Annotated in this window: 28 protein-coding genes; 13 read left to right on the top strand and 15 right to left on the bottom strand. The window is 71.7% G+C overall.

Translation table 11 applies throughout. The annotated features are described in order from the left end of the window. Positions 1-7: 7 nt before the first annotated feature. Together VFV21_RS01410 and VFV21_RS01405 are read left to right on the top strand one after the other, a co-directional pair. Positions 8-1,048, top strand: coding sequence for a class I SAM-dependent methyltransferase (locus VFV21_RS01410; RefSeq protein WP_034210049.1), 1,041 nt, complete (start codon positions 8-10; stop codon positions 1,046-1,048). Further along, entirely contained in the window at positions 1,045-1,761 is a 717-nt protein-coding gene (locus VFV21_RS01405) for a 16S rRNA pseudouridine(516) synthase (protein WP_329667760.1), read from the top strand. The genes VFV21_RS01410 and VFV21_RS01405 overlap by 4 nt, the downstream gene beginning before the upstream one ends. A gap of 126 nt (positions 1,762-1,887) precedes the next feature. Here the strand turns inward: VFV21_RS01405 and VFV21_RS01400 are convergent, their stop codons facing one another. Continuing rightward, positions 1,888-2,370 carry a YajQ family cyclic di-GMP-binding protein gene (locus VFV21_RS01400; protein ID WP_034210047.1) on the bottom strand — a complete coding sequence of 161 codons (483 nt, stop codon included), beginning with the start codon at positions 2,368-2,370 and terminating at the stop codon, positions 1,888-1,890. A 184-nt stretch (positions 2,371-2,554) separates the two neighbouring features. Between VFV21_RS01400 and VFV21_RS01395 the strand changes: the two genes are divergently transcribed. From VFV21_RS01395 to VFV21_RS01385, 3 genes are all read left to right on the top strand, one after another. After that, positions 2,555-3,286 (top strand): RcnB family protein, encoded by a 732-nt coding sequence (locus VFV21_RS01395; RefSeq protein ID WP_329667759.1) that lies wholly within the window; start codon positions 2,555-2,557, stop codon positions 3,284-3,286. Positions 3,287-3,395: 109 nt separating this feature from the next. After that, positions 3,396-4,286 (top strand): hypothetical protein, encoded by an 891-nt coding sequence (locus tag VFV21_RS01390; RefSeq protein WP_329667758.1) that lies wholly within the window; start codon positions 3,396-3,398, stop codon positions 4,284-4,286. 98 nt (positions 4,287-4,384) lie between these two features. Next, the gene (locus VFV21_RS01385) at positions 4,385-4,693 is read left to right on the top strand and encodes a hypothetical protein (protein WP_034210045.1); all 309 of its coding nucleotides are present in this window, start codon (positions 4,385-4,387) and stop codon (positions 4,691-4,693) included. 67 nt (positions 4,694-4,760) lie between these two features. Here the strand turns inward: VFV21_RS01385 and dinB are convergent, their stop codons facing one another. Continuing rightward, the gene (gene dinB / locus VFV21_RS01380) at positions 4,761-5,837 is read right to left on the bottom strand and encodes a DNA polymerase IV (protein ID WP_329667757.1); all 1,077 of its coding nucleotides are present in this window, start codon (positions 5,835-5,837) and stop codon (positions 4,761-4,763) included. 40 nt (positions 5,838-5,877) lie between these two features. Beyond that, positions 5,878-6,768 (bottom strand): LytTR family DNA-binding domain-containing protein, encoded by an 891-nt coding sequence (locus tag VFV21_RS01375; RefSeq protein WP_052574995.1) that lies wholly within the window; start codon positions 6,766-6,768, stop codon positions 5,878-5,880. A gap of 151 nt (positions 6,769-6,919) precedes the next feature. Here VFV21_RS01375 and VFV21_RS01370 point away from each other — a divergent pair, with 151 nt between their 5' ends. After that, positions 6,920-8,101: an acyltransferase gene (locus tag VFV21_RS01370; RefSeq protein WP_329667756.1), complete on the top strand. Its 1,182-nt coding sequence runs from the start codon at positions 6,920-6,922 to the stop codon at positions 8,099-8,101. Here VFV21_RS01370 and VFV21_RS01365 read toward each other — a convergent pair. From VFV21_RS01365 to VFV21_RS01355, 3 genes are all read right to left on the bottom strand, one after another. After that, positions 8,051-9,058, bottom strand: coding sequence for a GlxA family transcriptional regulator (locus VFV21_RS01365; protein WP_329667755.1), 1,008 nt, complete (start codon positions 9,056-9,058; stop codon positions 8,051-8,053). The genes VFV21_RS01370 and VFV21_RS01365 overlap by 51 nt on opposite strands. Then, positions 9,045-9,458 carry a hypothetical protein gene (locus VFV21_RS01360; RefSeq protein ID WP_034210042.1) on the bottom strand — a complete coding sequence of 138 codons (414 nt, stop codon included), beginning with the start codon at positions 9,456-9,458 and terminating at the stop codon, positions 9,045-9,047. The genes VFV21_RS01365 and VFV21_RS01360 overlap by 14 nt, the downstream gene beginning before the upstream one ends. A gap of 230 nt (positions 9,459-9,688) precedes the next feature. Then, complete coding sequence (locus VFV21_RS01355; protein WP_329667754.1) at positions 9,689-10,117, bottom strand: PepSY domain-containing protein; 429 nt, start codon at positions 10,115-10,117, stop codon at positions 9,689-9,691. A 124-nt stretch (positions 10,118-10,241) separates the two neighbouring features. On the opposite strand from VFV21_RS01355, the gene VFV21_RS01350 reads away from it, so the two are divergent. The 3 genes from VFV21_RS01350 to VFV21_RS01340 are packed head-to-tail and all read left to right on the top strand — an operon-like array spanning position 10,242 to position 12,534. After that, the gene (locus VFV21_RS01350; protein ID WP_034210040.1) at positions 10,242-10,550 is read left to right on the top strand and encodes a PepSY domain-containing protein; all 309 of its coding nucleotides are present in this window, start codon (positions 10,242-10,244) and stop codon (positions 10,548-10,550) included. Beyond that, positions 10,550-11,212 (top strand): response regulator transcription factor, encoded by a 663-nt coding sequence (locus VFV21_RS01345; protein WP_329667753.1) that lies wholly within the window; start codon positions 10,550-10,552, stop codon positions 11,210-11,212. Before VFV21_RS01350 ends, VFV21_RS01345 begins: the two co-directional genes overlap by 1 nt. Then, positions 11,209-12,534: a sensor histidine kinase gene (locus VFV21_RS01340; protein ID WP_329667752.1), complete on the top strand. Its 1,326-nt coding sequence runs from the start codon at positions 11,209-11,211 to the stop codon at positions 12,532-12,534. Before VFV21_RS01345 ends, VFV21_RS01340 begins: the two co-directional genes overlap by 4 nt. Positions 12,535-12,544: 10 nt before the next feature. Here the strand turns inward: VFV21_RS01340 and VFV21_RS01335 are convergent, their stop codons facing one another. After that, the gene (locus VFV21_RS01335; RefSeq protein WP_329667751.1) at positions 12,545-13,402 is read right to left on the bottom strand and encodes a hypothetical protein; all 858 of its coding nucleotides are present in this window, start codon (positions 13,400-13,402) and stop codon (positions 12,545-12,547) included. Between the two features lie 175 nt (positions 13,403-13,577). Between VFV21_RS01335 and VFV21_RS01330 the strand changes: the two genes are divergently transcribed. Then, positions 13,578-14,102: a hypothetical protein gene (locus VFV21_RS01330; RefSeq protein WP_329667750.1), complete on the top strand. Its 525-nt coding sequence runs from the start codon at positions 13,578-13,580 to the stop codon at positions 14,100-14,102. A 56-nt stretch (positions 14,103-14,158) separates the two neighbouring features. Here VFV21_RS01330 and VFV21_RS01325 read toward each other — a convergent pair whose 3' ends face one another. After that, positions 14,159-14,770, bottom strand: a complete 612-nt coding sequence (locus tag VFV21_RS01325; RefSeq protein WP_329667749.1) for an OmpW/AlkL family protein — start codon at positions 14,768-14,770, stop codon at positions 14,159-14,161. Positions 14,771-15,174: 404 nt separating this feature from the next. On the opposite strand from VFV21_RS01325, the gene VFV21_RS01320 reads away from it, so the two are divergent. Genes VFV21_RS01320 through lpdA form a run of 3 tightly spaced genes read left to right on the top strand, consistent with a single transcriptional unit; the run spans position 15,175 to position 19,252 of the window. After that, positions 15,175-16,545, top strand: a complete 1,371-nt coding sequence (locus VFV21_RS01320; protein ID WP_329667748.1) for a dihydrolipoyllysine-residue acetyltransferase — start codon at positions 15,175-15,177, stop codon at positions 16,543-16,545. After that, positions 16,545-17,453 (top strand): carbon-nitrogen hydrolase family protein, encoded by a 909-nt coding sequence (locus VFV21_RS01315; protein ID WP_329667747.1) that lies wholly within the window; start codon positions 16,545-16,547, stop codon positions 17,451-17,453. The genes VFV21_RS01320 and VFV21_RS01315 overlap by 1 nt, the downstream gene beginning before the upstream one ends. A 14-nt stretch (positions 17,454-17,467) precedes the next feature. Then, positions 17,468-19,252, top strand: a complete 1,785-nt coding sequence (gene lpdA / locus VFV21_RS01310; protein ID WP_329667746.1) for a dihydrolipoyl dehydrogenase — start codon at positions 17,468-17,470, stop codon at positions 19,250-19,252. Between the two features lie 42 nt (positions 19,253-19,294). Here lpdA and VFV21_RS01305 read toward each other — a convergent pair whose 3' ends face one another. From VFV21_RS01305 to VFV21_RS01275, 7 genes are read right to left on the bottom strand one after another with little or no spacing between them, the layout of a single operon-like run. Continuing rightward, entirely contained in the window at positions 19,295-20,668 is a 1,374-nt protein-coding gene (locus VFV21_RS01305; RefSeq protein ID WP_329667745.1) for an SLC13 family permease, read from the bottom strand. A 42-nt stretch (positions 20,669-20,710) separates the two neighbouring features. Further along, a complete protein-coding gene (locus VFV21_RS01300) occupies positions 20,711-21,025 on the bottom strand; it encodes a Na+/H+ antiporter subunit G (protein WP_034210007.1) in 315 nt (104 codons plus the stop codon). Then, entirely contained in the window at positions 21,022-21,243 is a 222-nt protein-coding gene (locus VFV21_RS01295) for a K+/H+ antiporter subunit F (protein ID WP_245593928.1), read from the bottom strand. Before VFV21_RS01295 ends, VFV21_RS01300 begins: the two co-directional genes overlap by 4 nt. 44 nt (positions 21,244-21,287) lie before the next feature. Next, the gene (locus VFV21_RS01290) at positions 21,288-21,773 is read right to left on the bottom strand and encodes a Na+/H+ antiporter subunit E (protein WP_034210004.1); all 486 of its coding nucleotides are present in this window, start codon (positions 21,771-21,773) and stop codon (positions 21,288-21,290) included. Then, positions 21,770-23,299, bottom strand: a complete 1,530-nt coding sequence (locus tag VFV21_RS01285) for a monovalent cation/H+ antiporter subunit D (RefSeq protein ID WP_329667744.1) — start codon at positions 23,297-23,299, stop codon at positions 21,770-21,772. The genes VFV21_RS01290 and VFV21_RS01285 overlap by 4 nt, the downstream gene beginning before the upstream one ends. After that, positions 23,296-23,652 (bottom strand): Na+/H+ antiporter subunit C, encoded by a 357-nt coding sequence (locus VFV21_RS01280; protein ID WP_034210002.1) that lies wholly within the window; start codon positions 23,650-23,652, stop codon positions 23,296-23,298. The genes VFV21_RS01285 and VFV21_RS01280 overlap by 4 nt, the downstream gene beginning before the upstream one ends. Continuing rightward, positions 23,652-26,414, bottom strand: coding sequence for a monovalent cation/H+ antiporter subunit A (locus VFV21_RS01275; RefSeq protein WP_329667743.1), 2,763 nt, complete (start codon positions 26,412-26,414; stop codon positions 23,652-23,654). The genes VFV21_RS01280 and VFV21_RS01275 overlap by 1 nt, the downstream gene beginning before the upstream one ends. Positions 26,415-26,553: the final 139 nt, after the last annotated feature.

Raw genomic sequence — 26,553 nt, 5'->3', positions numbered from 1 at the left:
ACCGCCCTTGGCCCTGGCCGCCGATCCTGCACTCGACACCTTGTTCCTGCCGATGTCCTCGGGCGCCCTCGACTGGCCGGCGCCGGGCGGCACGCTGTTCCTGCGCGCGCGCGCCGGGGTCGCGCTGAACGCCGCACGCCGGCACAAGCCGGTGTGCGAGCAGAGCTTCCGCCCCTGGGCCGATGCGCTCGAGCGCGACGGGCTGGCGGTGTCGGAGGCCAACAGTGGCCGCTTCGAGCGCGTGCTGGTGCTGGCGCCGCGCCAGCGCGACGAATCGCGCGCGCTGCTGGCGCGTGCGCTGGCGCAGCTGGCCCCGGGGGGCGTGGTGGTGGCCTGCGCCGCCAACAAGGAGGGCGCGCGCTCGATGCAAGACGACCTCGCGCGGCTGGCCGGCCCGGTGCACGCGCTGACGAAGAACCACTGCCGGGTCTGCTGGACCGCGCCGATGGACGCCGACCAGGTGGATGCGGCGCTGCAGGCCGAGTGGCGCGCACTCGATGGGCCGCGCCGCATCGCCGAGGGTCGCTTCCTGAGCCGGCCGGGGCTGTTCGCCTGGGACCGCATCGATGCCGCGTCCGCGCTGCTCGCCGACAGCCTGCCGGCTGATCTCGCGGGGCGGGGCGCCGACCTGGGCGCCGGCTTCGGCTACCTCGCCAGCGAAGTGCTGGCGCGCTGCCCGGCCGTCACCGGCCTCGATCTGTACGAAGCCGAGGCGCGGGCGCTGGCGCTGGCGCGTGAGAACCTGGCCGGCGCGCGCGTGCCGCTCGGCTTCCATTGGCACGACGTGACCCGCGGCCTGGCCGAGCGCTTCGACTTCATCGTCAGCAACCCGCCCTTTCACCAGGGCCGCGCCGACGAGCCGGGGCTGGGCCAGGCCTTCATCGCCGCCGCCGCGGGCGCGCTGCGCGCCGGCGGGCGGCTGTGGCTGGTGGCCAACCGGCATCTTCCTTACGAGGCGGCGCTGGCCCGCGGCTTCACCGGCGTGCGCACGGTGCGCGAGGACGCGGGCTTCAAGGTGATCGAAGCGACCAAGGCGGGCGCCGCATGAAGCTGGTGAAGCTGATCGCGAACCTGGGCTACGGTAGCCGCAAGCAGGTGCAGCTGATGTTCCGCGAAGGCCGCGTCACCGACCCGGCCGGCGAGGTGCTGTATGCCGACGACGCCGTCGGCCACGACGAAATCCGCATCGACGGGGAACCCCTGGACCCGCCGCAGGGCCTGCTGCTCCTGCTGCACAAGCCGACCGGCTACACCTGCTCGACCAAGGACCCGGGCCGCGTGGTCTACGACCTGCTGCCGCCGCGCTACCGCCTGCGCGACCCGCTGCTGTCCACGGTCGGCCGCCTGGACCGCGACACCTCGGGCCTGCTGCTCATGACCGACGACGGCGCGCTGCTGCACCGGATCACCTCGCCCAAGGCCAGGCTGGAAAAGGTCTACGAGGCCACGCTGGCCGCCGACCTGCGCGGCGACGAGGCCGCGGTCTTCGGCAGCGGCACGCTGATGCTGGAATCGGAAAAGACGCCGCTGGCGCCCGCCGGTTTCGAGGCACTCGGCCCGCGGCGCGCGCGCATCACGCTGGTCGAGGGCCGCTACCACCAGATCCGGCGCATGTTCGCCGCCGTCGGCAACCACGTCGAAGCCCTGCACCGCCATAGCCTGGGCGGCCTAGCGCTGGGCGGGACGGTGTCGGGGGAGTGGAGGGTGCTGGGGGAGGAGGATCGGAGGGTGATCTTTGGGGGGCCAGGAACTTGGAACTAGTGAGGAGGAACTAGGAAATAGTGGAGCAGGTCCGGGCTAGCCGTAAGCACTTCACTAGTTCCTATTTCCTCTTCACTATTTCCTGTTAAACAGTTCCACTCGGGCAACGACGCGCCAACCCGCGGCTCAGTCGCGGAAGTTGTCGAACTGCAGCGGCAGCTCGATGTCGGACTTGCGCAGCAGGGCCATGGCGTCCTGCAGGTCGTCGCGCTTCTTGCCGCTGACCCGCAGCTTGTCGCCGTTGATCTGGGCCTCGACCTTGAGCTTGGCTTCCTTGAGCGTGGCCACGATCTTCTTGGCCAGCTTCTGCTCGATGCCCTGCTTGATGGTGACCTTCTGGCGCGCGCCGGCCAGGTTGACCTCGGGCTCGGCCACGTCCAGGCAGCGGATGTCGATGCCGCGGGCGACCAGGCGGCCGCGCAGGATGTCGAGCATCTGCTTGAGCTGGAAGTCGCTCGGGGCGTGCTGGGTGACCACGAATTCGTTCAGCTCGAACTTGGCGTCCGAGCCCTTGAAGTCGAAGCGGGTGGACAGCTCGCGGTTGGCCGTGTCCACGGCGTTGGTGAGCTCGTGCTTGTCGACTTCCGAGACGACGTCGAAGGAGGGCATGGCGGCCTCGGGGGCGGGGTGGTGGGGATGCGGGATTCTAGCCCAGCCCGCCCGGCGCGGTCAGTCGTCACGCCGCTGACTGGAAGTGAAACGGGGCCGCCGGTATTCAACACGAATTCAGACGCCCGGGAGCGATGATTCGCGCCGTGGATCCTTCCCGTCCACGTACCTTTCGAGGCTGACCATGTCCCATCTCAAGCTTGCCACCCTGGCCCTCCTGCTCGCCGGTTCCTCGGCGCTGCCGGCCGGTGCGCAGAACAGCGGCCTGCCGGGTGCCGTCCGCGACGCCCAGTACCGCGCCGAGGCGCGCGAGCGCGTCGAGGACCGCGAGGAGTTCCGCGATTACCGCAACGACCGCCGCGGTGATCAGCCGGGCGGGGCCAGCGGCATCGTCAGCGACGGCCGCCGCGATGACCGTCGCGACTGGCGCGAAGACCGCCGCGACGACCGCCAGGATCGCCGCTACGACCGCCGGGACGACCGCCGGAACGACCGCCGCGACTGGCGTGCCGACCACCGCGAGGACCGTCGCGAGTGGCGCGAAGACCGCCGCGACTGGCGCGATGATCGCCGCGAGTGGCGCCAGGACCGCCGCGACGACCGCTACTACGACCGTCGCGACCACTACGCCCGCCACGACGACGGCCGCTGGAGCGGTTACTACTGGCAGCCGCAGTACCGCTACCGCGCGCCGGTGCGCTACGTGTATCCGCGCGGCTACGCGCCCTACCAGTGGCGCGTGGGCCATCGCCTGCCGCGCCACTACTACGAGCGCCACTACTACGTGGACTACCGGGCCTACCGCCTGCCGCCGCCGCCCTACGGCTACCACTGGGTGCGGGTCGACCGCGACGTGGTCCTGGTTGCGCTGGCCACCGGCCTGATCCGCGACGTGCTGTACGGGCTGTACTACTGACGTTTCGCGTAAACGCGTCCCAAGGGGCCGGCCATGCCGGCCCCTTTTCTTTTGGGGACGGCGCGCCGGGGTAACGAAAGCTTCACCACGCGGGGACTAGGGTCGCGCCATGTCGCCCCGGCCCCTGCCTGTCGCCCGATCCTTCCTGCCCCGTGTCGGCCTTGCCGCGGCGGCGCTGGCCGGGCTCGCCGGCTGCGCCGAGAACTCCCCGCACCCGCTGCCCGAGGGCGCTTTCCTGGTGCAGGACCAGGCCTTGAGCGAGATGAGCGGCCTGGAGGCGTCGGTGCGTGACCCGGGCGTGCTCTGGAGCATCAACGACAGCGGCAGCCGCCCCCGGCTGTTCCGGCTGGGGCGGCGCGGCGAGGACCTTGGGCGCGTGGTCGTGCGTGGCACGTCATGGCTCAGCGATGACTGGGAAACGCTGGCCATGTGGCGCGAGGGCAGCACCGACTGGCTGCTGCTGGGCGACGTTGGCGACAACAAGCAGCGCCGGCCGCACGTCAACGTGTATGCCGTGCGTGAGCCCGCGCCCGGCGCTACCGAGGCCACCGTCGAATGGACGCTGCGCTTCCGCTATCCCGACGGCCCGCGCGATGCCGAGGGCATCACCGTCGATCCCGCGTCGGGCAGCCTGCTGGTGCTGAGCAAGCGCGAGTCGCCGCAGCGTCTTTACCGCGTGCCCCTGTCGGCACGCGGCAACGAGGTCCCGGTGCTCGCCGAAGCGATTGCCGAGCTGCCGCCGCTGTCGGCGCAGGCCACCGGCCTGGACATCACGCACGATGGCCGGGCGCTGGTGGTGTTGACCTATGCCGCGGTCTACGTGTGGCCGCGCATCGATGGCCAGCCCTGGGCGTCGGTACTGTCCGCGCCGGTGCAGCGGCGCGCGCTGCCGCCGATGTCGAAGGCTGAGGCCATGGCGACCGGCCCCGAGCCGGGCGTCGTGTACGTCGGCTCCGAGCGGCTGCCCACGCCGCTGCTGCCCATCCGCGTCGGGCCTTAACGAAACGCTGAGGTTTTTTTCAGCGAAGGTTCGTGTGCGCGGGTGCAGGGTGTCGTTGAAGCCAATGGCTTCATCCCCCCGCAGATAAGGAGCACGACATGAACAAGAATCCCTGTTCCGCCGCCCTGGCCGCGATCACCCTGGCGCTGTCCGGCGCCGCTTTCGCCGCCACGCCGCCGCCGGTGGACGGCACGATGGCCAACGCCCCCGTGCAGGACCACGCCAGCATCGGCTTCGACGAGATCGACAAGGATGCCGACGGCTTCGTCGTCCAGTCCGACCTGCCGCCCGAGCACGAGCTGGCGCTGCAGTTCGCCGCCGCCGACCTCGACCGCGACCAGCGCCTGAGCCGCGATGAGTTCGACGCCTTCGAGGAGTCGCCGGAGGAAGAGGAGGCCGAGGAGTAAGGCGCGACGTTCCGCGGCACTTCCCCCCACGCGGAACACGGGCGGCCCTCGGGCCGCCCGTTTTCGTTCAGGGCGCGAACAATTCCGGCTGCGGCGGCAGCTCGTCGTGCCGGCGGAAGTTGGCCAGGCCCACGCCCACCAGCCGGTAGCGCGTGCGCGCCGGCAGCTCCACGCGCGTGCGCAGCTCCAGCGCGATCGCCACCACCTGCGCCAGCGAAGTCGGCGGCGACGGTGGCGTCAGGCTGCGTGTGAGGATGCGGAAATCGGCGGTCTTGAGCTTGAGCACCACGGTGCGCCCACTGCGGTCGCCTTCGCGCGAGGCCGCGGCCCAGGCCTTGGCCGCCAGGCGTTCGATCGCGTCGGTGGTCTGCTCCAGCGGCAGGTCGCGCTCGAAGGTGTCCTCGGCCGAGACCTGCGTGGTTGGCCGCTCGGATTCCACCGGGTGTTCGTCGATGCCGCGCGAAAGCTCGTGCAGTCGGCGGCCCCAGCGCCCGAAGCGCCGTTCCAGTTCGTGCAGCCCGTGCTCGCGCAGCTGGCCCACGGTGCGGATGCCGAGCGTGGCGAGCTTCGCCTCCATCACCTTGCCCACGCCGGGGAGCTTGCCCACCGGCAGCGGCGCGAGGAAGGCCAGCACCTGCGCCGGCTTCACCACGAACTGGCCGTCGGGCTTGCGCCAGTCGCTGGCTATCTTGGCCAGGAACTTGTTGGGCGCGATGCCGGCCGAGGCGGTCAGCGCGGTTTCCTCGCGGATGGCGGCCCGGATCGCTTCGGCAACCGCGGTGGCGCTGGCCAGGCCGGTCTTGTTCTCGGTCACGTCGAGGTAGGCCTCGTCCAGCGACAGCGGTTCGATCAGGTCGGTGTGGCGGGCGAAGATCGCGCGCACCTGGCGCGACACCGCCTTGTAGCGGGCGAAATCGGGCGGCACGAAGATCGCCTGCGGGCACAGCTTCTCGGCCCGCAGCGCCGGCATCGCCGAACGCACGCCGAATTTGCGCGCCTCGTAGCTGGCCGCGCACACCACCGAGCGTGCCCCGCGCCAGGCCACCACCACCGGCTTGCCGCGCAGGGACGGATCGTCGCGCTGCTCCACCGACGCGTAGAACGCGTCCATGTCCACGTGCACGATCTTGCGGGGCGGGGCCATGCCGCATTGTCGCCCAGCAGCGCGGCCGCCGCAGCGGGCCTCAGTCGGTCCGTTCGCGCAGCGCGGCGCGGTAGCGGCGGCTGCAGGGCAGGGTGCTGCCGTCCTTGAGGTGCAGGCGGGCGTCGCCGGTCTCCAGCGGCTCGATCATGGCCACGTGGTCGAGGTTGACGATGTGGCTGCGGTGCACGCGCTGGAAGCGCGCCGGGTCGAGCCGGGACTCGATCGCGGCGATGGTGCTGCGCAGCGGGTACTCGCGGCCGCGCACCCGCAGGTTCACGTAGTTGCCCGCCGCCTGCAGCGACTCGATGTCGGCCGCGGGCACCAGGAACTCCCGCCCGAGCTTGCGCACCAGGAAGCGCTCCGGGCGGTCCACCGGCTCCACGGGCGGCGCGTCGTCGTCCGGGGCGTCTAGAAGGCTGGCCTCGCCCTGCAGGCGCCGCAGCACGAACCGGTAGCCAATGATCATCAGCACGGCGCCCAGGAAAGTCCGGGCGTCCTTCACGTACTCGTAGAACAGCTGCCGCGGCCAGTCGCCGAAATCGTAGCTGTCGCCGCCCAGCGCGTAGATGGCCTGCCGCAGCGCCACCATGCCCACCACGTGCAGCAGGCTGAAGGCGACGCTGGCCAGCAGGTACCACGGCAGCTGCCGGCGCCAGGTATCGAAGTGCACCGGGAAGCGCCGGGTGAACCAGGCGATGGCCGGCACCAGCGCCAGGATCACCAGGTTGCTGGTCCACTCCCAGATCGCCGGCTCGGCCGGATGGTGGGGCAGGCCGGCGCGGCGAAGCTCCATGCCGACGGTGATGGTGTTGCCGATCGCCGACAGGGAAATCGACGCCAGCCAGTAGCCGGCCTCCGCCCACCGGCGCCAGGGCAGGTATCGCTCGTACAGGGTGGGCGCGCGTTCGGCCGCGGGGGAGGGGGCAGGCATGCCGCCATTCTAGGCCGCGGCCTGCGGGTCGACGCCGCGGTTCGTCCCCCGGTTCCGCCGTTCGTCCCTCGCGGCCCGCGGGTCGTCACCCGGCGGTGGCCCGCGGTGCGACGACCGCGCCAGCCTGTGCTCCCGATCCCGGAGACGACCCATGGAACGCCGCCACGACCTCGACGCGCTGCGCGTCCTCGCCCTGCTGTCGCTGATCGCCTACCACTGCGGGATGCTCTACGTGGCGGAGTGGGACTGGCACATCAAGAGCAGCTACCTGCAGGACTGGCTGCAGTGGCCGATGCTGGCCATGAACCGGTGGCGCATGGCGCTCCTGTTCCTGCTGTCCGGGCTGGCGATCGGGCTGTACCGGCCGTCCCGGCACCCGGGGCGCTTCGCCTGGGAGCGCACGGTGCGGCTGTTCGTGCCGCTGGTGTTCGGCATGTTCGTCATCTGCTCGGTGCAGGCTTATGTGCAAGGCGTGGCCGCGGGCGCTTTCGAGCCTGGATTCGGCACGTTCCTGGCGCGCTACTGGTTCCTGGCGCCGTGGCCGCCGGGCGATTTCAGCGACTACGACCTGACCTGGAACCATCTCTGGTACCTGGCCTACCTGTGGATCTACACCCTCGTGCTGGCGGCCTTGCTGCCCCTGCTCGAGTCCGGCCCGGGCCGGCGCCTCCAGTCTGCGCTCGCCGGGCTGCGCGGCTGGAAGCTCGTGCTGCTTCCGGCGTTCCCGCTGGTGCTGTACCTGAACCTGCTGCTCGTTCGCTTCGAGGCGACCAACGGGCTGTTCGACGACTGGTTCCAGCACGCGCAGTTCTTCACCGTGTTCCTTTATGGCTATGCGCTGTCGCGCTCGGCCGGGTTCTGGGACGAACTGCGCCGCCTCCGCCGCCCGCTGGGCTGGGCGGCGCTGGCGATGACCGCGGTGTACGTGCCCCTGCTCAAGTCCGACATCGTGTTCGGCGAGCCGGCGCTGGTGGCGATCCGCAGCCTGCGCGGCCTGCTGGTGTGGACCGTGCTGCTGGCGATCCTGGCCTGGGGCAGGCACGCGCTCGACCGCCCCTTCCGTTGGCTGCCCTATGCGAGCGAGGCGGTGTTCCCGTGGTACGTGATCCACCAGAGCGCGACCGTGCTGCTCGCCTACTGGCTGGTCCCGCTGCGGCTGGGCGGCGCGCTCGAGGCGGCCCTGGTCGTGCTGGGCACGCTGGCGGCCTGCGGGCTTGGCCACGAGATGGTCAAGCGCGTGGCCGTGCTGCGCCCGCTGTTTGGCTTGAAACCGAGGCTGGCCTCAGGCCGCGCGCAGCCGGAAGCGGTCGCGGTACTCGGCCGGGGTCAGTGAGGTGGCGCGCTTGAACAGCTTGCGGAAGCTCGAGGCGTCGCTGTAGCCGCAGCGCTCGACGATTTCCTCGAAGCTGAGCAAGGTGGTCTCGAGCAGCGCCTTGGCGCGCTCGACCCGCAGGTGCTGCACGTGGCCCAGCGGGGTGCTGCCGTAGTGCTGGCGGAAGTGCCGCAGCAGGCTGCGCTCGCTGGTGCCGCAGGCCTCGGCCAGCTCGCTGATGCTCAGCTCGCGGTGCAGCTCCTTGTGCAGGAAGTGCTCGGCCTTCTCCGACAGCGAATGCCGCGGCCGTTCAGTCAGCGCGAGGCTGATGTAGGGCGCCTGGCTCTGCCGGTCGGGGTCGATCAGCATCATGCGCGCGGTGTGCTGGGCCAGCGCCGGGTCCACGCGCCGGGCCAGCAGCTGCAGGATGTAGCTCAGCACCGCGGTGCTGGCGCCGGTGGTGGTGACGCCGCCGTCCTCGACCACCATGCGCTCGATGTCGAGCTTCACCCGCGGGAAACGCTGCCGGAACGCGGCGTCCAGCCACCAGCTGGTGGTGGCGTGGCGGCCGTCGAGCAGGCCCGCCTCCGCCAGCAGGAAGGTGCCGCAGCAGTTGGCGGCGATCGGCACGCCGCGCAGGTGCATGGCGCGCAGCAGGGCGATCTCGGGGCCGAAGCCCGCCAGCTGGTCGACCATGTCGCCGGCGCTGGAGTGCATGTAGCCCGGCACCAGCAGCAGGTCGAGCGCGACCTCGGGCGGCTGCACCGGGCCGATCGACAGGCCGCCGCTGCCGGTCACCGTGGCCTGGCCGCGCGCGCCGACCAGCACGGTCTCCAGGCGCAGGCGGGTGCCCGGATCGCGCACCTCGGCCAGCTTCTGGGCGATGCGCAGGATGTCCATCGGGCCGGTGAGGCTCGAGAGCACGGCGCCCTCGAGCGCCAGCAGGCCGACGGTGAAGCGCTGCTCATCGCGTGACATAGATCGCTCCGGAATGCTGCCGCAGCCAGTCCGACAGCGCGTCGGGCACGGCCAGCGCGCCGGTGTCGGCATCGCCGCAGCCCACCAGCGGGATGCGGCCGGGATGGCCGGCCGGCAGCGGCGTCGCCGAGGGCGCGACCAGCTGCGGGCGGCCGGCGGCGTCCTGGCTCAGCAGCCACAGCCCGGGCGGCGGGGTCGGGCCGGCGCGGCAGGCCTCGGCCAGGCGCAGGCGCACTTCGGCGCCGGTCAGCGGCAGCAGGCGCCAGTCGCCGCGGCTGGCACTGAGGACGGCGTCGTAGCGGCTGCCCTCGACGAAGATGGCTTCGTCGGCGGGCGGGGCGGCGCTGGCGGGGGCCAGGCCGGCGAGGGAGAGCAGAGCGGCCAGCAGCAGGCGATTCATGGGTGGCTCCGTGCGAATCGGGCGAGGCCCGGGGTAGGCACAGCGTCCGCCCCACGGGCCGCCCCCGGCAGTGGCGAAAACGACACCTTGCGGGTGAAAACGGACTTTACGCCCTCCGGGGGCGAAATCCGACGGGCCCGCCGGCCGCGGGCGTGGCTGATCCGGCGCGGGGTCGGAAAAGGAACGGGCCGCTTTCGCGGCCCGTCCGGGGATTCCGCCTGGCGCGGCGGTCAGTCGTCGATCTCCTCCGAGATCACGCGGCCGGAATGGGCGTTGATGCGCAGTTCGACCCGGCGGCCGTCGCTGCCGCGGGCGTCCGCTTCCCACACGGCATCGTCGAGGTCGAGGTCGCGCACCTCGGTGAAGCCCGCGGCCTGGAGGCGGGCGATCACGTCGCCGGCGGTCATCAGGCCGCGGTCGCCGCGGTCGTCCATCAGCTCGCCGGTGGCCGGGTCGAGGGCCACGTCGTGCCAGCGGCCGTCGGCGTGGCGCACTTCGGCTTCCCAGAGGTCGTCGTCGTACTCGAGGTCGCGGACGTCGGCGTAGCCGGCTGCCTGCAGGCGGGCGGTGGCGTCGGCGGCGCTGCCGACCGGCTGGGCGGAGGCCGCGCTGGCGGCGAAGGCGAGCGAGAGGGCGATCAGCAGGGTGGGGGTCTTCATGGGGTGTCTCCTTCGGTGGGTGGGTCCGGTCGTTGCCGGTGGACGCCACTATCCGCACCGCGCCTAACAGGCCCATGATCGGGTCGTTAACGGAGCCGTTAATGATTCCCGGCACACTGCGCGCATGCCCAAGCTTCCCATCCTGCTGGTTATCGCCGGCGCCGTCGCCGCGCTGCACGTGCCCGTGCAGGCGGACGACGATTCGCGGCGCGCGCGCGAAGGCGTGCGCCGCGGCGAGTTCGTGCCGCTCGAGCGCCTGCTCGCCCGGGCCGAACGCGAGCACCCGGGCGAGGTGCTGGAGGTCGAGCTCGACGACGGCGAGTACGAGATCGAGATCCTGCGCGAGGACGGCCGCGTGGTCGAACTCACCTACGATGCCCGCAGCGGCCGCCTGCTCGAACTCGAGGTGGACGATGACGATGACGACGACTGATGCGCATCCTGCTGGCGGAAGATGACCCGACGCTGCGCGCACGCATCGCCGAGGCCCTGGCCGGGGCCGGCTTCGCGGTCGACGCGGTCGCGGATGGCAACGAGGCCGAATTCCTGGGCCAGACCGAGGCGTTCGACGCCGCGGTGCTCGACCTGGGCCTGCCGGGCATGGACGGGCTGGCCGCGCTGGGCCGCTGGCGCGACGCCGGGCGCGGCTTCCCGGTGCTGGTGCTGACCGCGCGCAGCCGCTGGCACGACAAGCTGGCCGGCTTCAACGCCGGCGCCGACGATTACCTCACCAAGCCCTTCCAGCTGGAGGAATTGATCGTGCGCCTGCGCGCGCTGATCCGCCGCAGCGCCGGGCATGCGCATCCGCGACTCGCCTGCGGGCCGCTGGTGCTGGACGTGAACACGTCGCGCTTCAGCCTCGACGGTGCGCCGCTGGCGCTGACCGCGCAGGAATTCCGCATCCTGTCCTACTTCATCCACCACCCGGGCAAGGTGATCACGCGCGGCGTGCTGGGCGAGCATGTGTACGAAGGCGGCTTCGACCCGGATTCGAACGCGCTCGACGTGCTGATCAGCCGCATCCGGCGAAAGCTCGGGCCGGGCCTGCTGCGCACGCTGCGCGGCCAGGGCTTCGTGCTGGGCGACCCGCCATGAGGACGCTGCGCTCGCTGCGCGGGCGCCTGCTGCTGGCCAGCCTCGCCGGCATCGCCGCCGCCTCGCTGCTGGCGGCGTGGCTGCTGGGCGCGGCCTTCGAACGCGCGGTGCTGGGTGCCTTCGACCGACGCCTGGCCGATGACCTGGTGACGGTGGCCGGCGTGCTGGCGCGCGACGGCAACGGCCAGGTGCGGATGCGCCGCGAGCCCGCCGACGGCCGCTACGCGCGCGTGTTCTCCGGCCACTACTGGCAGGTGGGCGAAGGGCCGGGGGCGTTCCGCTCGCGCTCGATGTGGGACTTCGCGCCGGTGCTCCCGGTCGCCGCCACCGACGGCGCGCTGCGGCTCCGGGAAGTGGCGGGCCCGCGCGGGCAGGTGCTGCGCAGCGCCGAGCGCACGATTCAGCTGCCGGGCGTCGACGCGCCGGTGCGGGTATGGGTGGCGAGCGACCAGGCCATCCTGCGCCGCGAGGTCGAGGAATTCCGCTGGCTGGCCGGCCTGTCCTTCGCGCTGCTGGCGGCCGGGCTGGCGCTGGCCGCGGCCGGGCAGGTGCGCTATGGCCTGAAGCCGCTGCGCGGGCTCGGCAACGGGCTGGCGAAAGTACGCAGCGGCGAGGCCCGGCGCCTGGATCCGGCACCGCTGCCCACCGAGGTCATGCCACTGGCCGAGCATCTCAACCAGTTGCTCGAGCACCACGAGCGCATGGTCGCGCGTGCGCGCCGCTCTTCGCAGGACCTGGCACACGCGCTGAAAACGCCGCTGGCCGTGCTGGACGCCGGCACCCAGCGCCCGGGCCACGACCTGCCCGCGCTGGTGGCCGAACAAACCGCACGCATGCGCACCGTGGTCGAACGGCACCTGGCCGCCGGCACGCCGGTGGACCTGCGCGGCGCCGCCGGCGTCGCCGCGGCCGTGGCGCGGCTGCAGCCCCTGCTGCAGGCCGCGCATGCCGACAAGGCGTTGTCATGGGACGTGCAGGTGCCCGGGGCGCTGCGCTTCCGCGGCGCCGAGGACGACCTGGAGGAAATGCTCGGCAACCTGCTCGACAACGCCTGCAAATGGGCGCGCGGACAGGTGCGCGTGGTGGCGGGCCTTGCCGCCGCCGGCCTGTGGATCGAGGTGCGCGACGATGGCCCGGGCCTGCCGCCGGGCCAGCGCGAGGCGGCGCTGCAGCGCGGCGTGCGCCTCGATGAGCGCACGCCCGGCACCGGCCTGGGCCTCGCGATCACGGCCGACCTGGCCGCCGGATACGGCGGCCAGCTCGTGCTGGACGCCGCGCCGGAGGGCGGCCTTTGCGCCCGGCTGGGGCTGCCCGCGGCCTGACGCCGCGGCCTCAGCCGCAGCCGTCGGTGTAGTGCAGGTAGCCCACCACGGCGTCGCCGCCCAGCATCACCCGCTCGACCCGGCCGCAGCCGAGGATCGGCGGGCCGTTGCCGGCCGGCAGCCAGAGCGGCTGGCCTTCGTTGGGCACCCGGTCGTCGGCGGCGACGGCCGTGACGTTGTCGATCTTGCCGCTGCCCAGGTCGACGATGCAGTCGAAGCGGGCATCGCCCGGGTCACGCAGGCGCACGCCGGCCTTGCCGCGGTTCATCGGCCAGGCGCTGGTGACGGCCACCGTGACCACGCCCGCGTCCTGGACGCAGCGGCCGATCGCCTCGTCGAGCTCGGCGAGGCGGCGCGTCCAGTCGGTGTCGGGCTTGCCGGCGGCCTCGAACACCGGCGCGGCGTCGAGGTCCAGGCCCATCTCGGCGCTGCAGCAGCCGTTCACCGGCGCGCCGCCGCCGAAGCTGGCCTGGGCACTGAAGGGAAACGCAGGGCCGTCGGCCATGGTGTCGAAGCACTGGCCCGGCGCGATGAGCGTGGCCACCGATTCCTCGGGGCTGCCTTCCGGCGCGCCGGTGAAGCGGAAGCTGCCGCCGTCGGCGGCCGCCAGTTCGCCCTGCAGTTCGGTTTCGGCGTCGGGTGTCTTGAGCAGGGCGCGGTCGGCCGTGATGTCCAGCGACCAGAAGGGTTCGTTGCCCCGGCAAAGGAAGGCGCGCGGCACGGTGGGCACGGCGGTGTCTTCCGGGGGCGCCGGTTCCGGCGCGGTGGCCATCGGCGGCGGCGGGGCCTCGGCGGCGGGCGCGGGCGCCTCCTGCCGGCAGGCAGCCAGCGGGATCACCAGGGCGAGGGCGAGCAGTCGCGTCTTCATCGGCGTTTCTCCAGGGGGCGCCGGGGGAACGATGCCGCAGCGCCCGGACGGCGGCAAGCGGCGCCATGGCGAGGCTGAACGGATGCCCCGCGGCCTCGCGCGCCCCGTCAACGCGTGCCGGGTTGCCACGTTTTCGGTGGCATGGGCGGAATGGGCCGCCACGAGGGAGATCCACATGTTCAAGCCACTGATCTGCACCGCCCTGGTCCTGGCCAGCGGCTTCGCCTTTGCGCAGGACGCCGGCGCCGACCGCGAGGCGCGCCGCGCCGAGTGGCAGGCCAAGGCCGAGGCGCGCTTCGCCGAGGCCGACAAGGACCGCGACGGCCGCCTGGACCGCATCGAGGCCCAGGCCTTCGGTGATCGCATGGTGCGCAACTTCGACCGCATCGACGCCAACCGCGACGGCGAGCTTGAGCGCACTGAAATCGCCGACGCGCGCCGCCACGCCATGCAGGGCAAGCGCCATCACCGCATGCGGACGATGCACGCCTACCAGCGCGGCCTCTTCAAGGGCATGGATGACGACGGCAACGGCGCGATCAGCCGCGCCGAGCTGGGGAACAAGATGCCGCGCTGGGCGGAGCACTTCGCGGTGATCGATGCCAACAACAACGGCGAGATCAGCGCGGACGAACTGAAGGCGCACCGCCAGCAGATGCGCGCGGAACATCGCGCGCAGCGCGCCCAGCGCGAAGGCTGAAGCGCGGGGTCCCCGGGGCGGGCGGTGGGGCCGCCCCGGGGGTTTTCAGCGGTGGATCAGAAGCGGAAGCCGGCGCTGATGCCGTAGACCAGCGGGTCGACCTCGGCGGTGCCGACGTTGCCCAGGGTCTCCACCGTCACTTCGGTGTCGAAGTCGAGCTTGCGCACGTCGGCGCGCACGAAGAAGTTGTCGTTGAAGTACACGTCCGCGCCCAGCGTCAGGCTCAGGCCGTTGGCGTTGTCGCCGTCGATGCCCAGGCCCGCCAGCGCGCCGCGACTCTGCTCGCCCGAGACGTTGACCACGCCGTAGCCGGCGCCGATGAACGGGCGGAACTGGCCGTCGGTGTTGAAGTGGTAGTTCAGGCTCAGCGTGGTCGGGCGGTGCTCGACGGTGGCGACGGTGCCGAGGCCGGCCAGCGAGACTTCGTGCTCGAACGCGGTCAGGCCGCTCCACAGCTCGACCGAGAAGTTGTCGTTGAAGCCGTAGGCGAAGCTGCCGGTCAGGCTCCAGTCATCGTTGACGCTGGCGCGGGCGCCGGCGAGCGTGCCGTTGTCGGACTTCGGGTCGGTGTTCTGGTAGCCGAGGGTGGCGGTGAAGGACTGGGCGTTGGCGCCGGTGGCGGCGAGCGCGCCGCCAAGCGCGAGGGCGATCAGGGCAATGCGGGACATGGGGTGGCTCCTTGCGGGGTTATCGGGGGGACCGGTCTTTCCGGCCCGCCGATCCTCGCGAGCGCCGCTTCAAGCCCCGGTGAGGCCGGCGTCCAAGTCGCGTGAACGATTCAGGCTCGCCGGGAACTTCCGGCGCCGGGGGCAGTCCATGACTGCAGTCACTGTCACCATCCGCACGCGCATCGTCGCCGCGGTGGCGGCCAGACTGGCCCTGCTCTCCAAGGGTGACATTGCGCTCGGGCCGTTACCGGCCTCGCCTGGCGGCGAACAGCACGCGTCGCCAGGGTGTTTGCGCCAATCCAAGGCCCCCGTTACCCCGGGGGTTCTTTTTGCCCGGCGCTTGGCCGTCGTCGGCGAACGGGGGACAATGGGCGCGGACTCATTTCGCGGAACCCAGGTGGACCATGGCCGAGCTTAAGGAAGCGCGGGTGCCGGATATCGGCGACGACAAGGACGTGCCCGTGATCGAGCTGCTGGTGCAGCCCGGCGACGTGGTGAAGAAGGACCAGGGCCTGGTGACGCTGGAATCGGACAAGGCGACGATGGAAGTGCCGGCACCGTTCGACGGCATCGTGCGCGAGCTGAAGGTCAAGGTCGGCGACGAGCTGTCCGAGGGCTCGGTGGTGGCGCTGATCGAGCCGGCCGTGGCGGCCGCGGCGCCTCCGCCCGCCAAACCCGCGGCGGCGCCTGCTCCCGCGCCCGCCCCCGCTGCCGCGCCGGCGCCGGCTGCCGTCGCCAGGCCTGAATCCGCCGCCCCGGCCCCGGCCCCGGCCCCGGCCAAGCCGGCCGAAGCCCCGCGCGCTGCGTCGGCGGAGGCGCCCTCGCGCAGCAGCCCGCCCGTCAGCTTCGACGCCGACGCGCTGATGCCGGCCAAGGTGCCGCACGCCAGCCCGGCCGTGCGCCTGTTCGCGCGCGAGCTGGGCGTGGACCTGTCGCAGGTGACGGGCAGCGCCCGCGCCGGCCGCATCAGCAAGGAGGACGTGCAGGCCTTCGTGAAGTCGGCGTTGGCCGGCGGCGGCGCACCCCGCGCGACCGGCGGTGGCGGCGGGCTCGACCTGATCCCGTGGCCGAAGGTGGATTTCGCGAAGTTCGGGCCGGTCGAAAGCAAGCCGCTCTCGCGCATCCAGAAGCTCAGCGGCGCCAACCTCGCGCGCAACTGGGCCATGATCCCGCACGTCACCCAGTTCGACGACGCCGACATCACCGAGATGGAGGCCTTCCGCAAGAAGCTGGGCGAGGAGAACAAGGACACCAAGGTCACGCCGCTGGTGTTCCTGATCAAGGCCGCGGTGGCCGCGCTGAAGAAGTATCCGGCCTTCAACGCCTCGCTCGACGGCGACAACCTGGTGCTCAAGAAGTACTTCCACATCGGCATCGCCGTGGACACGCCCGACGGCCTCGTGGTGCCCGTGATCCGCGACGCGGACCGCAAGGGCCTGCTGGAACTGGCGAAGGAGCTGGGCGAGATCAGCGCCAAGGCGCGCGACAAGAAGCTGACCTCGGCCGACATGCAGGGCGGCTGCTTCTCGATCAGCTCGCTGGGCGGCATCGGCGGCACCGCGTTCACGCCGATCATCAACGCGCCGGAAGTCGCCATCCTGGGCGTGTCGCGCAGCGCGATGAAGCCGGTCTGGAACGGCAAGGACTTCGACGCGCGCCTGATGCTGCCGCTGAGCCTGAGCTACGACCACCGCGTGATCGACGGCGCCGCCGCCGCGCGCTTCACCGCCTACCTGGCCCAGGTGCTGGGCGACCTGCGCCGCCTGCTGCTCTGATGGCCGCGCCGCTGCCCGCCATTCCAGGCGCGGTGCCCGCGCGCATCCGCGTCGCGGCGGTGCAGTACGGGCAGCGGCGGGTCGCCGGCTTCGACGGCTTCGCCGCGCAGGTGGAGGAGTTCGTCCGGGTGGCGGCCGACTACGGCGCCGATTTCATCGTCTTCCCCGAGCTGTTCACCCTGCAGCTACTCAGCGCCGAGTCGTCCATGCTCGATCCGGCCGCGGCGATCGAGCGCCTGAGCCGCCACACGCCCGACGTGACCGCGCTGCTGGTGCGCCTGGCCGACCAGTACCGCATCCACGTGGTCGGCGGCACGCACCCGACCCGCACGCCGGAGGGCGACCTGCGCAACATCTGCTATGTCGCCACCCGCGACGGCGCGCTGCATCGCCGAGACAAGCTGCACATCACGCCCAGCGAGCAGGCCAGCTGGGCGGTGGAGGGCGGCGACGCCGCCGGCGTGATCGAAACCGACGCCGGCCCGGTCGGGGTGATGGTTTGCTACGACAGCGAGTTCCCCGAGCTCGGCCGCCACCTGGTGGACCAGGGCGCGCTGGTGCTGTTCGTGCCCTACTGCACCGACCTGCGAAGCGGGCACCTGCGTGTGTCGCTGAGTTGCCGCGCGCGCGCGGTCGAGAACCAGGTGTACTTGGTCGCGGCCGGCAACGTCGGCCATTGCCCCAACGTCGCCAACTTCGACATCCAGTACGCGCAGTCGGCGGTGTACACGCCCTGCGACGTGATGTTCCCGCCCGAAGGCATCGCCGCCGAGGCCGCGCCGCAGGTCGAGCAGCTGCTGTTCGCCGACCTGGACCTGGCCGCCCTGCGCGAGGCGCGCCGCAGCGGCACCGTCAAGAACCTGCAAGACCGCCGGCCGGAGCTCTACGCCCGCTGGCGCGCCCCCTGATCCCGGAGAGAACGATGGCCAAGATCGAACTGCGCGTGCCCGACCTGGGCGACGACAAGGACGTGCCCGTGATCGAGCTGCTGGTGCAGCCCGGCGACGCGGTGAAGAAGGACCAGGGCCTGGTGACGCTGGAGTCGGACAAGGCGACGATGGAAGTGCCGGCCAGCGCCGCGGGCACCATCACCGAACTGAGGGTGAAGGTCGGTGACACCGTCTCCGCCGGTGACGTGATCGCCATCGCCGAGGCGGCCGATGCCGCCGTCGCCTCCCCTGTAGGAGGGACTTCAGTCCCGAACGCCGCCGCCGCCGGAGCGAACACTGCCAAGGGCATCGGGACTGAAGTCCCTCCCACAAGGGCATCCGCCGCGTCGCTGGACAGCGGCGCCAAGGCGGACCTCGAATGCGAAATGCTCGTGCTCGGCGCCGGCCCCGGCGGGTACACCGCCGCCTTCCGCAGCGCCGACCTCGGCCTGGACACCGTGCTGGTCGAGCGCTACGACGCGCTGGGCGGCGTCTGCCTCAACGTCGGCTGCATCCCGTCCAAGGCGCTGCTGCACGCGGCCGAGGTGCTGGTGGAGGCGAAGCACGCCGCCGATTTCGGCATCGAGTTCGGCACGCCCAAGATCGACCTCGACAAGCTGCGCGGCCACAAGGACAAGGTGGTCGGGCAGATGGTGAAGGGCCTGGCCGGCATGGCCAGGCAGCGCAAGGTGCGCACGCTGACCGGCGAGGGCCGCTTCGTGTCGCCCAACGAGCTGGAGGTGCGCACGCAGGAAGGCGTGAAGCGGGTGCGCTTCGGGCAGTGCGTCATCGCGGCCGGTTCGCAGCCGGTGAAGCTCGGCGGTTTCCCCTGGGACGACGCGCGGGTGATGGACTCGACCGATGCGCTGTTGCTCACGGACATCCCGAAGACGCTGCTGGTCGTCGGCGGCGGCATCATCGGCCTGGAAATGGCCTGCGTGTATTCGGCGCTGGGCAGCCAGGTCACCGTGGTCGAGTTCATGGACCAGCTGATGCCGGGCGCCGACAAGGACCTGGTGAAGCCGCTGGCCGACCTGCTGAAGAAGCGCGGCGTGGCCGTGCACCTGGGCTGCAAGGTCGCGAAGGTGGATGCGAAGAAGGACGGCCTGCACGCCACCTTCGAGGGCGCGTCGGTGCCCGCGGGCACGAAGTACGACCGCGTGCTGGTGTCGGTGGGCCGCGCGCCCAACGGCGGCAAGCTCGACGCCGAAAAGGCCGGCGTGCACGTCACCGACCGCGGCTTCATCCCCGTCGACAAGCAGATGCGGACCAACGTGCCGCACATCTTCGCCATTGGTGACTTGGTGGGCCAGCCGATGCTGGCGCACAAGGCCACGCACGAGGGCAAGCTGGCGGCCGAGGTCGCGGCCGGGCACAAGAAGGAGTGGGTGGCGCGGGTGATCCCGTCGGTGGCCTACACCGATCCGGAGATCGCCTGGGTCGGCGTCACCGAAACCGAAGCCAAGGCCAAGGGCCTGGCGGTTGGCGTGGCGAAATTCCCGTGGGCGGCGTCTGGCCGTGCGGTCGGCATCGGCCGCACCGAGGGCTTCACCAAGCTCATCTTCGACGAGCACACCGAACGCGTGATCGGCGCCGGCATCGTCGGCGTCCACGCCGGCGACCTGATCGCCGAACTCGCCCTCGCGATCGAGATGGGCTGCGAAGCCAGCGACATCGGCCACACCATCCACCCGCACCCCACCCTCAGCGAATCCGTCGCCATGGCCGCCGAAATCCAGGAAGGCACCATCACCGACCTCTACCTCCCCAAAAAGTAACCCAAACAGCAAAACCAAATGAACCAGGTTCATTTGGTTTTGTCAGGCGAAGGCGAGGTAGCAGATCGCGCTCAGGACGGCGACGCCGATGAGGTCCAGCACCGCGCCGTGGCGCAGCATGTCGTGGGACGTGACCAGGCCGCTGCCGTAGGCGATGGCGTTGGGCGCGGTGGCCACCGGCAGCATGAAGCCGACGCTGGCTGCCAGTACGGCGGGGAACATGAACAGCGCGGGATCGACGCCGACGGCGACGCCGGTGGCGGCGAGGATGGGCATCAGCAGCACCGCGGTCGCCGTGTTGCTGGCGATCTCCGACAGCAGCACCACGCCGCCGACGATGCCTAGCAGCAGCAGGGGCAGCGGCAGCGCGCTCAGGCCCGAGAGGCTTTCCGCCACCGCGGCGCTGAGGCCGGACGTCTGGAACGCCGCCGCCAGCGCGATGCCGCCGCCGAACAGCACCAGCGCGCCCCACGGCACCTTCTCCGCCGTCTCCCAGTCCAGCAGCTGGCTGCCGCGCCCGTCGGGAATCACGCACAGCGCCACCACCGCCAGCAGCGCCACGCTGGCATCGTTCGCGCCCGGCAGGCCCAGCAGCGCGCTCCAGCCGCCGAAAGGCTCGCTGCGGAAGATCCAGGCCAGCGCCGTCAGTGCGAACACCACCAGCACGCGCCGCTCGCCCGGCGTCCACGGCCCGCTGTCGGGCAGCACCGCCGCCGGCGCGCCCGCCAGGCCGCGGCCGAGCCACAGCGCCATCAGCGGCAGGAACACCAGCACCACCGGCACGCCGATTGCCATCCAGTCGAGGAAGCCGTAGCGCGTGCCCGTGGCCTCGGAATACACCTGCATGAACACCAGGTTCGGCGGCGAGCCGATCGGCGTGCCCAGGCCGCCGACACTCGCGGCGTAGGCGATCGCCAGGATCAGCGGCGCGTGCAGCCGCTTGTCCGGATAACCCTCGAGGACCGCCAGCGCCACCGGCAGCATCAGCAGCGTCGTGGCCGTGTTCGAGATCCACATGCTGATCAGTCCGCAGGCCGCGATGAAGCCATACAGCAGGCTGCGCCCGCTGCGGCCACCGAAGGCCCGCACCATCCCCAGCGCCAGCCGCCGGTGGGCGCCGCTGCGCTCGAGCGCGCGCGAGAGCATGAAGCCGCCACCCAGCAGCATGATCAGCTCATGGCCGTAGCTCTGCGCGACCTGCTTGGCATCCAGCACGCCCAGCAGCGGCAGCACCGCCAGCGGCAGCAGCGCCGTCACCGGCCCGCGCACCGGCTCGAGGATCCACCACAGCGCGCACCAGAGCGTCAGCCCCACCGTGGCCGCCAGCGCGTGGGCACTGCCGCCGTTGACCAGCAGGAAATACGCCGCCAGGGCCGCCGCGGGTCCCGAAACCAGTGCCACGCATCGCAGGGTCATGGGCTCGGTCTCATCGGAAAAGAAAATGAACCCGGTACCGATTTATTTCGGGTCGGCGGGGCGGGAGGCGGGGTCGAGGGCGAGGGCGGCCTTGGCCAGCAGGTGGGCGCTGACCGGCGCGGTCATGAACAGGAACAGCGTGATCAGCAGCTCGCGCAGGCTGGGCTGCCCCTGCACCAGCTGCCACAGCATCGCCGCGATCAGCACGCCGCCCACGCCGAGCGTGCTGGCCTTGGTCGGGCCGTGCAGGCGCAGGTAGAAGTCGCCCAGCTTGGCCAGGCCCCAGGAGCCGACGAGGGCGAAGCCGCCGCCGAGCAGCAGCATCGCGCAGACCAGGATTTCCATGAGCGCGCTCATTCGATGATGTCCCGGCGGATCACGAACTTCGACAGCACCACCGTGCCCACGAAGCCCAGCATGGCGATCACCACCGCCGCCTCGAAGTGGATCGTGCTGCCCTGCCGCAGTCCCACCAGCACCAGCAGCGCGATCGTGTTCACGTACAGCGTGTCCAGCGCCAGGATGCGGTCGGGCAGGGTGGGGCCACGCAGCAGGCGGAACAGGTTCAGCAGCATCGCCAGGGCGAACAGCCCCAGCGTGATGTCCAGGCAGGTTTCGATCACGGGAAGATCTCCCTGAGCGGGGACTCGTAGCGCTGCTTGATCTGGGCGATCGTGGCGGCGGCGTCGTCGAGGTGGAAGCAGTGCACCAGCAGGTGGCGGCCATCGGGCGCCAGTTCGGCCGACAGCGTGCCCGGCGTCATGGTGATGATGCCGGCCAGCGCGGCGATGCCGTGCGGGTTGGTGATCTCGAGCGGGATCCAGACGAAGCCCGGGTGGATCTTCGATTCACGGCCCAGGATGCGCCCGGCGACTTCAAGGTTGGACATCACGATGTCGCCCAGCACCCGCAGGCCCAGGCGTACCGCCAGCAGCGGCCGCCGGATGCCTGCGCTTTCGCCGCGCAGGCGCTGGGCGGCGAGCGGCAGCAGCACCGCCAGCACCGCGGCCAGCAGCAGGTGGGCCGGGTCCAGCGTGGCCGCCAGCAGCAGCCACACCACGAAGACCGCCAGGCTGAGCAGCGGCGCGGGGAACCAGGCCTTCATGGCGACACCCCCGGCCGCGGCAGCGCGCCGCGCACCTGCTCGATATAGCCCGCGGGCGACATCAGCTGCGCCCCGGCGTCCTGCGCGTAGCGAAGCGCCGGCCCGCCGGCCACGGCCAGCAGCACGCCCAGCGCCAGCAGCGCGATCGTCGCCCCCACCTCGGCCCGGCGCAGCGCAGGCACGCGCCCGGCCGCCGGCACCTCGCCGCCTTCGCGCCAGAACACATGGCTGCCGGCGCTGGCCAGCGCGATCAACGTCAGCACGCCGGTGCCCAGCAGCACCGGCCACAGCCAGGCCACGTGCGCCTCCGGCACCGCCGCCAGCAGGCTGAACTTGCCGATGAAGCCCGACAGCGGCGGCAGCCCGGCCACCGACAGCGCCGCCAGCAGGAACAGCGAACCCAGCAGCGCCTTCGGCCCCAGCCGGTCGAACTTGCGCAGGCTGTCGCCGGCGTTGTCGCGCTGCTTGCGCACCAGGTCGGCCAGCAGGAACAGCGCGCCGCCCACCAGCGTGCTGTGCACGAGGTAATAGAGGCCCGCGCCCACGGCGTCCGCGCTCGCCAGCCCCAGCGCGATGAACAGCGTCGCCGCCGAACCCAGCACCAGGTAGGCGGCCAGCAGCCTCAGCGAGGGCGCGGCCAGCGCGCCCAGCGTCGCCAGCACCAGCGTCGCCGCGCCCAGCGGCAGCAGCCAGGGCCAGGCCAGCCCGGCCAGCGCACCGGCCTCGGCGCCGAACACCAGGCTGAAGACACGCAGCACCGCGTACACGCCCAGCTTGGTCATGATCGCGAACATCGCCGCCACCGCCGCCGGGCTGCGCGCGTAGGTTTCCGGCAGCCAGAAGTACAGCGGCAGCAGCGCCGCCTTGGCGCAGAACACCACCAGCAGCAGCCCCGCCGCCGCCTTCAGCGGCGCCGCCTCGGCCGCCGGCACCTGGCCGACGCGATGCGCGAGCTCGGCCATGTTCAGCGCGCCGGTGAGCCCGTAGATGAAGCCCAGCGCCACCAGGAACAGCGTCGACGCGGTGATGTTGAAGGCCACGTACTGCAGGCCGCTGCGCATCTGCAGCCCGCGCCCGCCGCTGAGCAGCAGGCCGTAGGACGCGATCAGCAGCACCTCGAAGAACACGAACAGGTTGAACAGGTCGCCGGTGAGGAAAGCGCCGTTGAGCCCCATCAGCTGGAACTGGAAGAACACGTGGAAATGCGGCGCGCGCCGGTCCCAGCCACCGGCCGCGAACACCAGGCAGGGCAGGGCCAGCAGCGCCGTCGCCAGCAGCATGATGGCGGCCAGCCGGTCGGCCACCAGCGCGATGCCGAGGTGCGCCGCCCAGTTGCCGACCAGGTAGACGCGGGTGCCGCCGTCGTCGGCCTGCAGCGCCAGCGCGCCGGCGAGGGCGATGCCGCCGAGGCAGGCCAGGGTGCCGATCCAGCGCTGCACCTGCACGCGCCGCGTGCCCAGCACCAGCAGCAACAGGCCCGCCAGCAGCGGCAGCAGGATCGGCGCAACCACCAGGTGCGGGCTCACGGGCCATCCCCCGGCCGCGGCTCGTCACCGTCGACGTGGTCGGTACGGCTCTCGCCACGGCTGCGGATCGCCACCACCAGCAGCACCGCCGTCATCGCGAAGGAAATCACGATGGCAGTTAGCACCAGCGCCTGCGGCAGCGGGTCGGCGTGGTTGGCCAGCGTGGGCGCCAGGCCCTCGGCGACGATCGGCGGCTTGCCCACCACCAGCCGCCCCATGCTGAAGATGAGCAGGTTCACTGCATACGACAGCAGGGTCAGGCCCAGGATCACGTCGAAGCTGCGCGCGCGCAGCAGCAGGTAGACGCCGCCCGCGACCAGCACCCCGATGAAGCTCGACAGCGCCAGCTCCATCAGCCGCCCCTCCGCGCGCCGGGCGCCCGCACGCTGCCCATCATCCCCAGCATCAGCAGGGTGCCGGCGGCCACCACCAGGTAGACGCCGGTGTCGAAGGCCATGGCGCTGGCCAGGGGAAGTTTGCCGAGCAGTGGCACGGCGACGTAGTCGGTATGGCTGGTCATGTAGGGATAGCCGAGCAGCCAGCTGCCCAGGCCGGTGAGCAGCGCGGCCGCGAGGCCCAGGCCGATCACGCGCGGGTAGTCGAAGCCCAGCCGCTGCTCGACGTAGTCGGTGCCCGACAGCACGTACTGCAGCAACATCGGCACCGCCAGCACCAGGCCGGCGATGAAGCCGCCGCCGGGCAGGTTGTGGCCGCGCAGGAAGAGGTAGAGCGACACCGCCAGCGCCAGCGGCAGCAGCAGGCGCGCCACCAGGTTGGGGATCAGCAGCGGGTCGGGCGTGCCGTCGACCACGCGCTCGGGCCGCAGGCGCACGCGGCGCAGCAGCGCGTGCACGATCAGGCCCGCGACGCCGAACACGGTGATCTCGCCGAGCGTGTCGAAGCCGCGGATGTCGACCAGGATCACGTTCACCACGTTGGTGCCGCCGCCCTCGGGCAGCGACAGCGCGAGCATCTCGGTCGCCACCGTGTCCAGCGGGCGGGTGATCGCCGCATGCACCAGCGCCGCGGTGCCGCCGCCGGCCGCGAGCGCGATGGCCGCGTCGCGCCATCGGCGCAGGCGCGAACGCTCGACCGGCGATTCCTCCGGCAGGTAGTTCAGCGCCAGCAGCATCAGTGCGATCGTCACCATTTCCACCAGCAGCTGGGTCAGGGCCAGGTCGGGCGCCGACAGCAGCAGGAAGGCCAGGCTCACCGCCAGGCCCACCGCGCCCATCACCACCAGCGCCAGCAGGCGGTGGCGGTGCAGCGCGACGGTGGCCAGCGTCGCCGCCACGCCGACCGCCCACACCAGCCAGCCCAGCGGCGGCATCGGCTGCGAACCGCCGGGCGACAGCGACGCCGCCAGGAAGGGCGTGGCGCCCATCACCAGCGCCGCCAGCACCATCAGGCCGAGGTAGCGCTGCAGGCTGCCGTTCTCGAGCGTGGCGGTGAGGCGCCCGGCCCACGCGATCGCGCGGTCGGTCTTCCACTCGAACACCCGGCGCCCCAGCGAGTCGTAGCTGATGCCGTAGAGATCGATCAGCCGCTTGATGCCGAAGTAGAGCGCGATGCCGGCGGCCAGGCCGAACAGGCTCATCATCAGCGGCACGTTCAGGCCGTGCCAGATCGCCAGGCTGTAGGCCGGCACGTCGTCGCCGAGCACGCCGGTGGCCGCGGCGTGCAGCACCGGCGCGATCGTCAGCGCCGGCACGATGCCGACCGCCAGGCAGACCACCACCAGCACTTCCACCGGGATGCGCATCCAGCGCGGCGGCTCGTGCGGGGTCGTCTCGATCCGCAGCGGGCCAGGTCCGAAGAAGGTGTCGTCCACGAAGCGCAGGCTGTAGGCGACGCCGAACGCGCCCGCCAGCACCGCCGCCGCCGCCACGCCCCAGCGCATGAACTGGTGGCCCTCGACCTCCAGCGCCTCGGTGAAGAACATTTCCTTCGACAGGAAGCCGTTGAGCAGCGGCACGCCCGCCATCGCCAGCGAGGCGATGATCGCCAGCGCGCCGGTGTAGGGCATCAGCTTGAACAGCCCGCCCAGCCGGCGCATGTCGCGCGTGCCGGTCTCGTGGTCGATGATGCCGGCGGCCATGAACAGCGAGGCCTTGAAGGTGGCGTGGTTGATGATGTGGAACAAACCCGCCACCACCGCCATCGGCGTGGAGAGCCCGAACAGCAGCGTGATCAGGCCCAGGTGCGAGATGGTGGAGTAGGCCAGCAGGCCCTTGATGTCGTGCTGGAAGATCGCGTGCCAGCTGCCCACCAGCAGCGTGACCGCGCCGATGCCGCTGACCACGTAGAAGAACAGGTCGCTGCCCGCCAGCGCCGGGTGCAGGCGCGCGAGCAGGAACACGCCGGCCTTCACCATCGTCGCCGAATGCAGGTAGGCCGACACCGGCGTCGGCGCCGCCATCGCGTGCGGCAGCCAGAACTGGAACGGGAACTGCGCGCTCTTGGTGAACACCGCCAGCAGCACCAGCCCCAGCGCCGCCGGGTACCACGGGCTGGCGAGGATCTGCGGGCCCGCCGCCAGCACCACGTCCAGTTCGTAGCTGCCGGCGATGCGGCCCAGCAGCACCACGCCGCCCAGCAGCGCCAGGCCGCCGGTGCCGGTGATGGCCAGCGCCATGCGCGCGCCCTCGCGGGCATCGCTGCGGTGGTTCCAGAAGCCGATCAGCAGGAAGGAGCTGACGCTGGTGAGCTCCCAGAACACCGCCATCAGGATCAGGTTGCCGGCCACCACCAGCCCCAGCATCGAGCCCATGAACAGCAGCAGGAAGCAGAAGAAGCGCGGCATGCTGTCTTCTTCGCTGAGGTAGTAGCGGGCGTAGAGCACGATCAGGCCGCCGATCGCCAGCACCAGGCCGGCGAACATCCAGGCCAGCCCGTCCAGCCGCAGCGACACGGCCAGGCCCAGCGTCGGCACCCACTCGGTGAGGCTGCGCACGCCTTCCCCGGACAGCACGGGCGGCGTGAGCAGCGCCAGCAGGACCAGCCCGGCCACGGGGGCCAGGCCCGCCAGCCACGCGGCGGTGCGGCGGCGTTCGCGCGGCAGCAGCCCGATGGCCAGGGCCAGGACGAAGGGAATGGCTAGCAGTGCCTCGAGCATCGCGTTCCTTGCTGGTCGGCGCCCCGCGGCCAGCGGCGCGGGGCGGCGGTCGGGTCCGGCGCCCCGGGGGACGACGATCGGCCCGGAAGTCTAACCCATGCGTTTGTCGCGCCCGTGTCGTGACCGCGGCGCTATGCTC

Origin of the sequence: Arenimonas sp. (assembly GCF_036275555.1) — a bacterium.
In the GTDB taxonomy this organism is placed as follows: Bacteria; Pseudomonadota; Gammaproteobacteria; order Xanthomonadales; family Xanthomonadaceae; genus Arenimonas.
The sequence above is the reverse complement of the archived record's forward strand: the minus strand, read 5'-3'. Positions and strand labels throughout refer to the sequence as shown.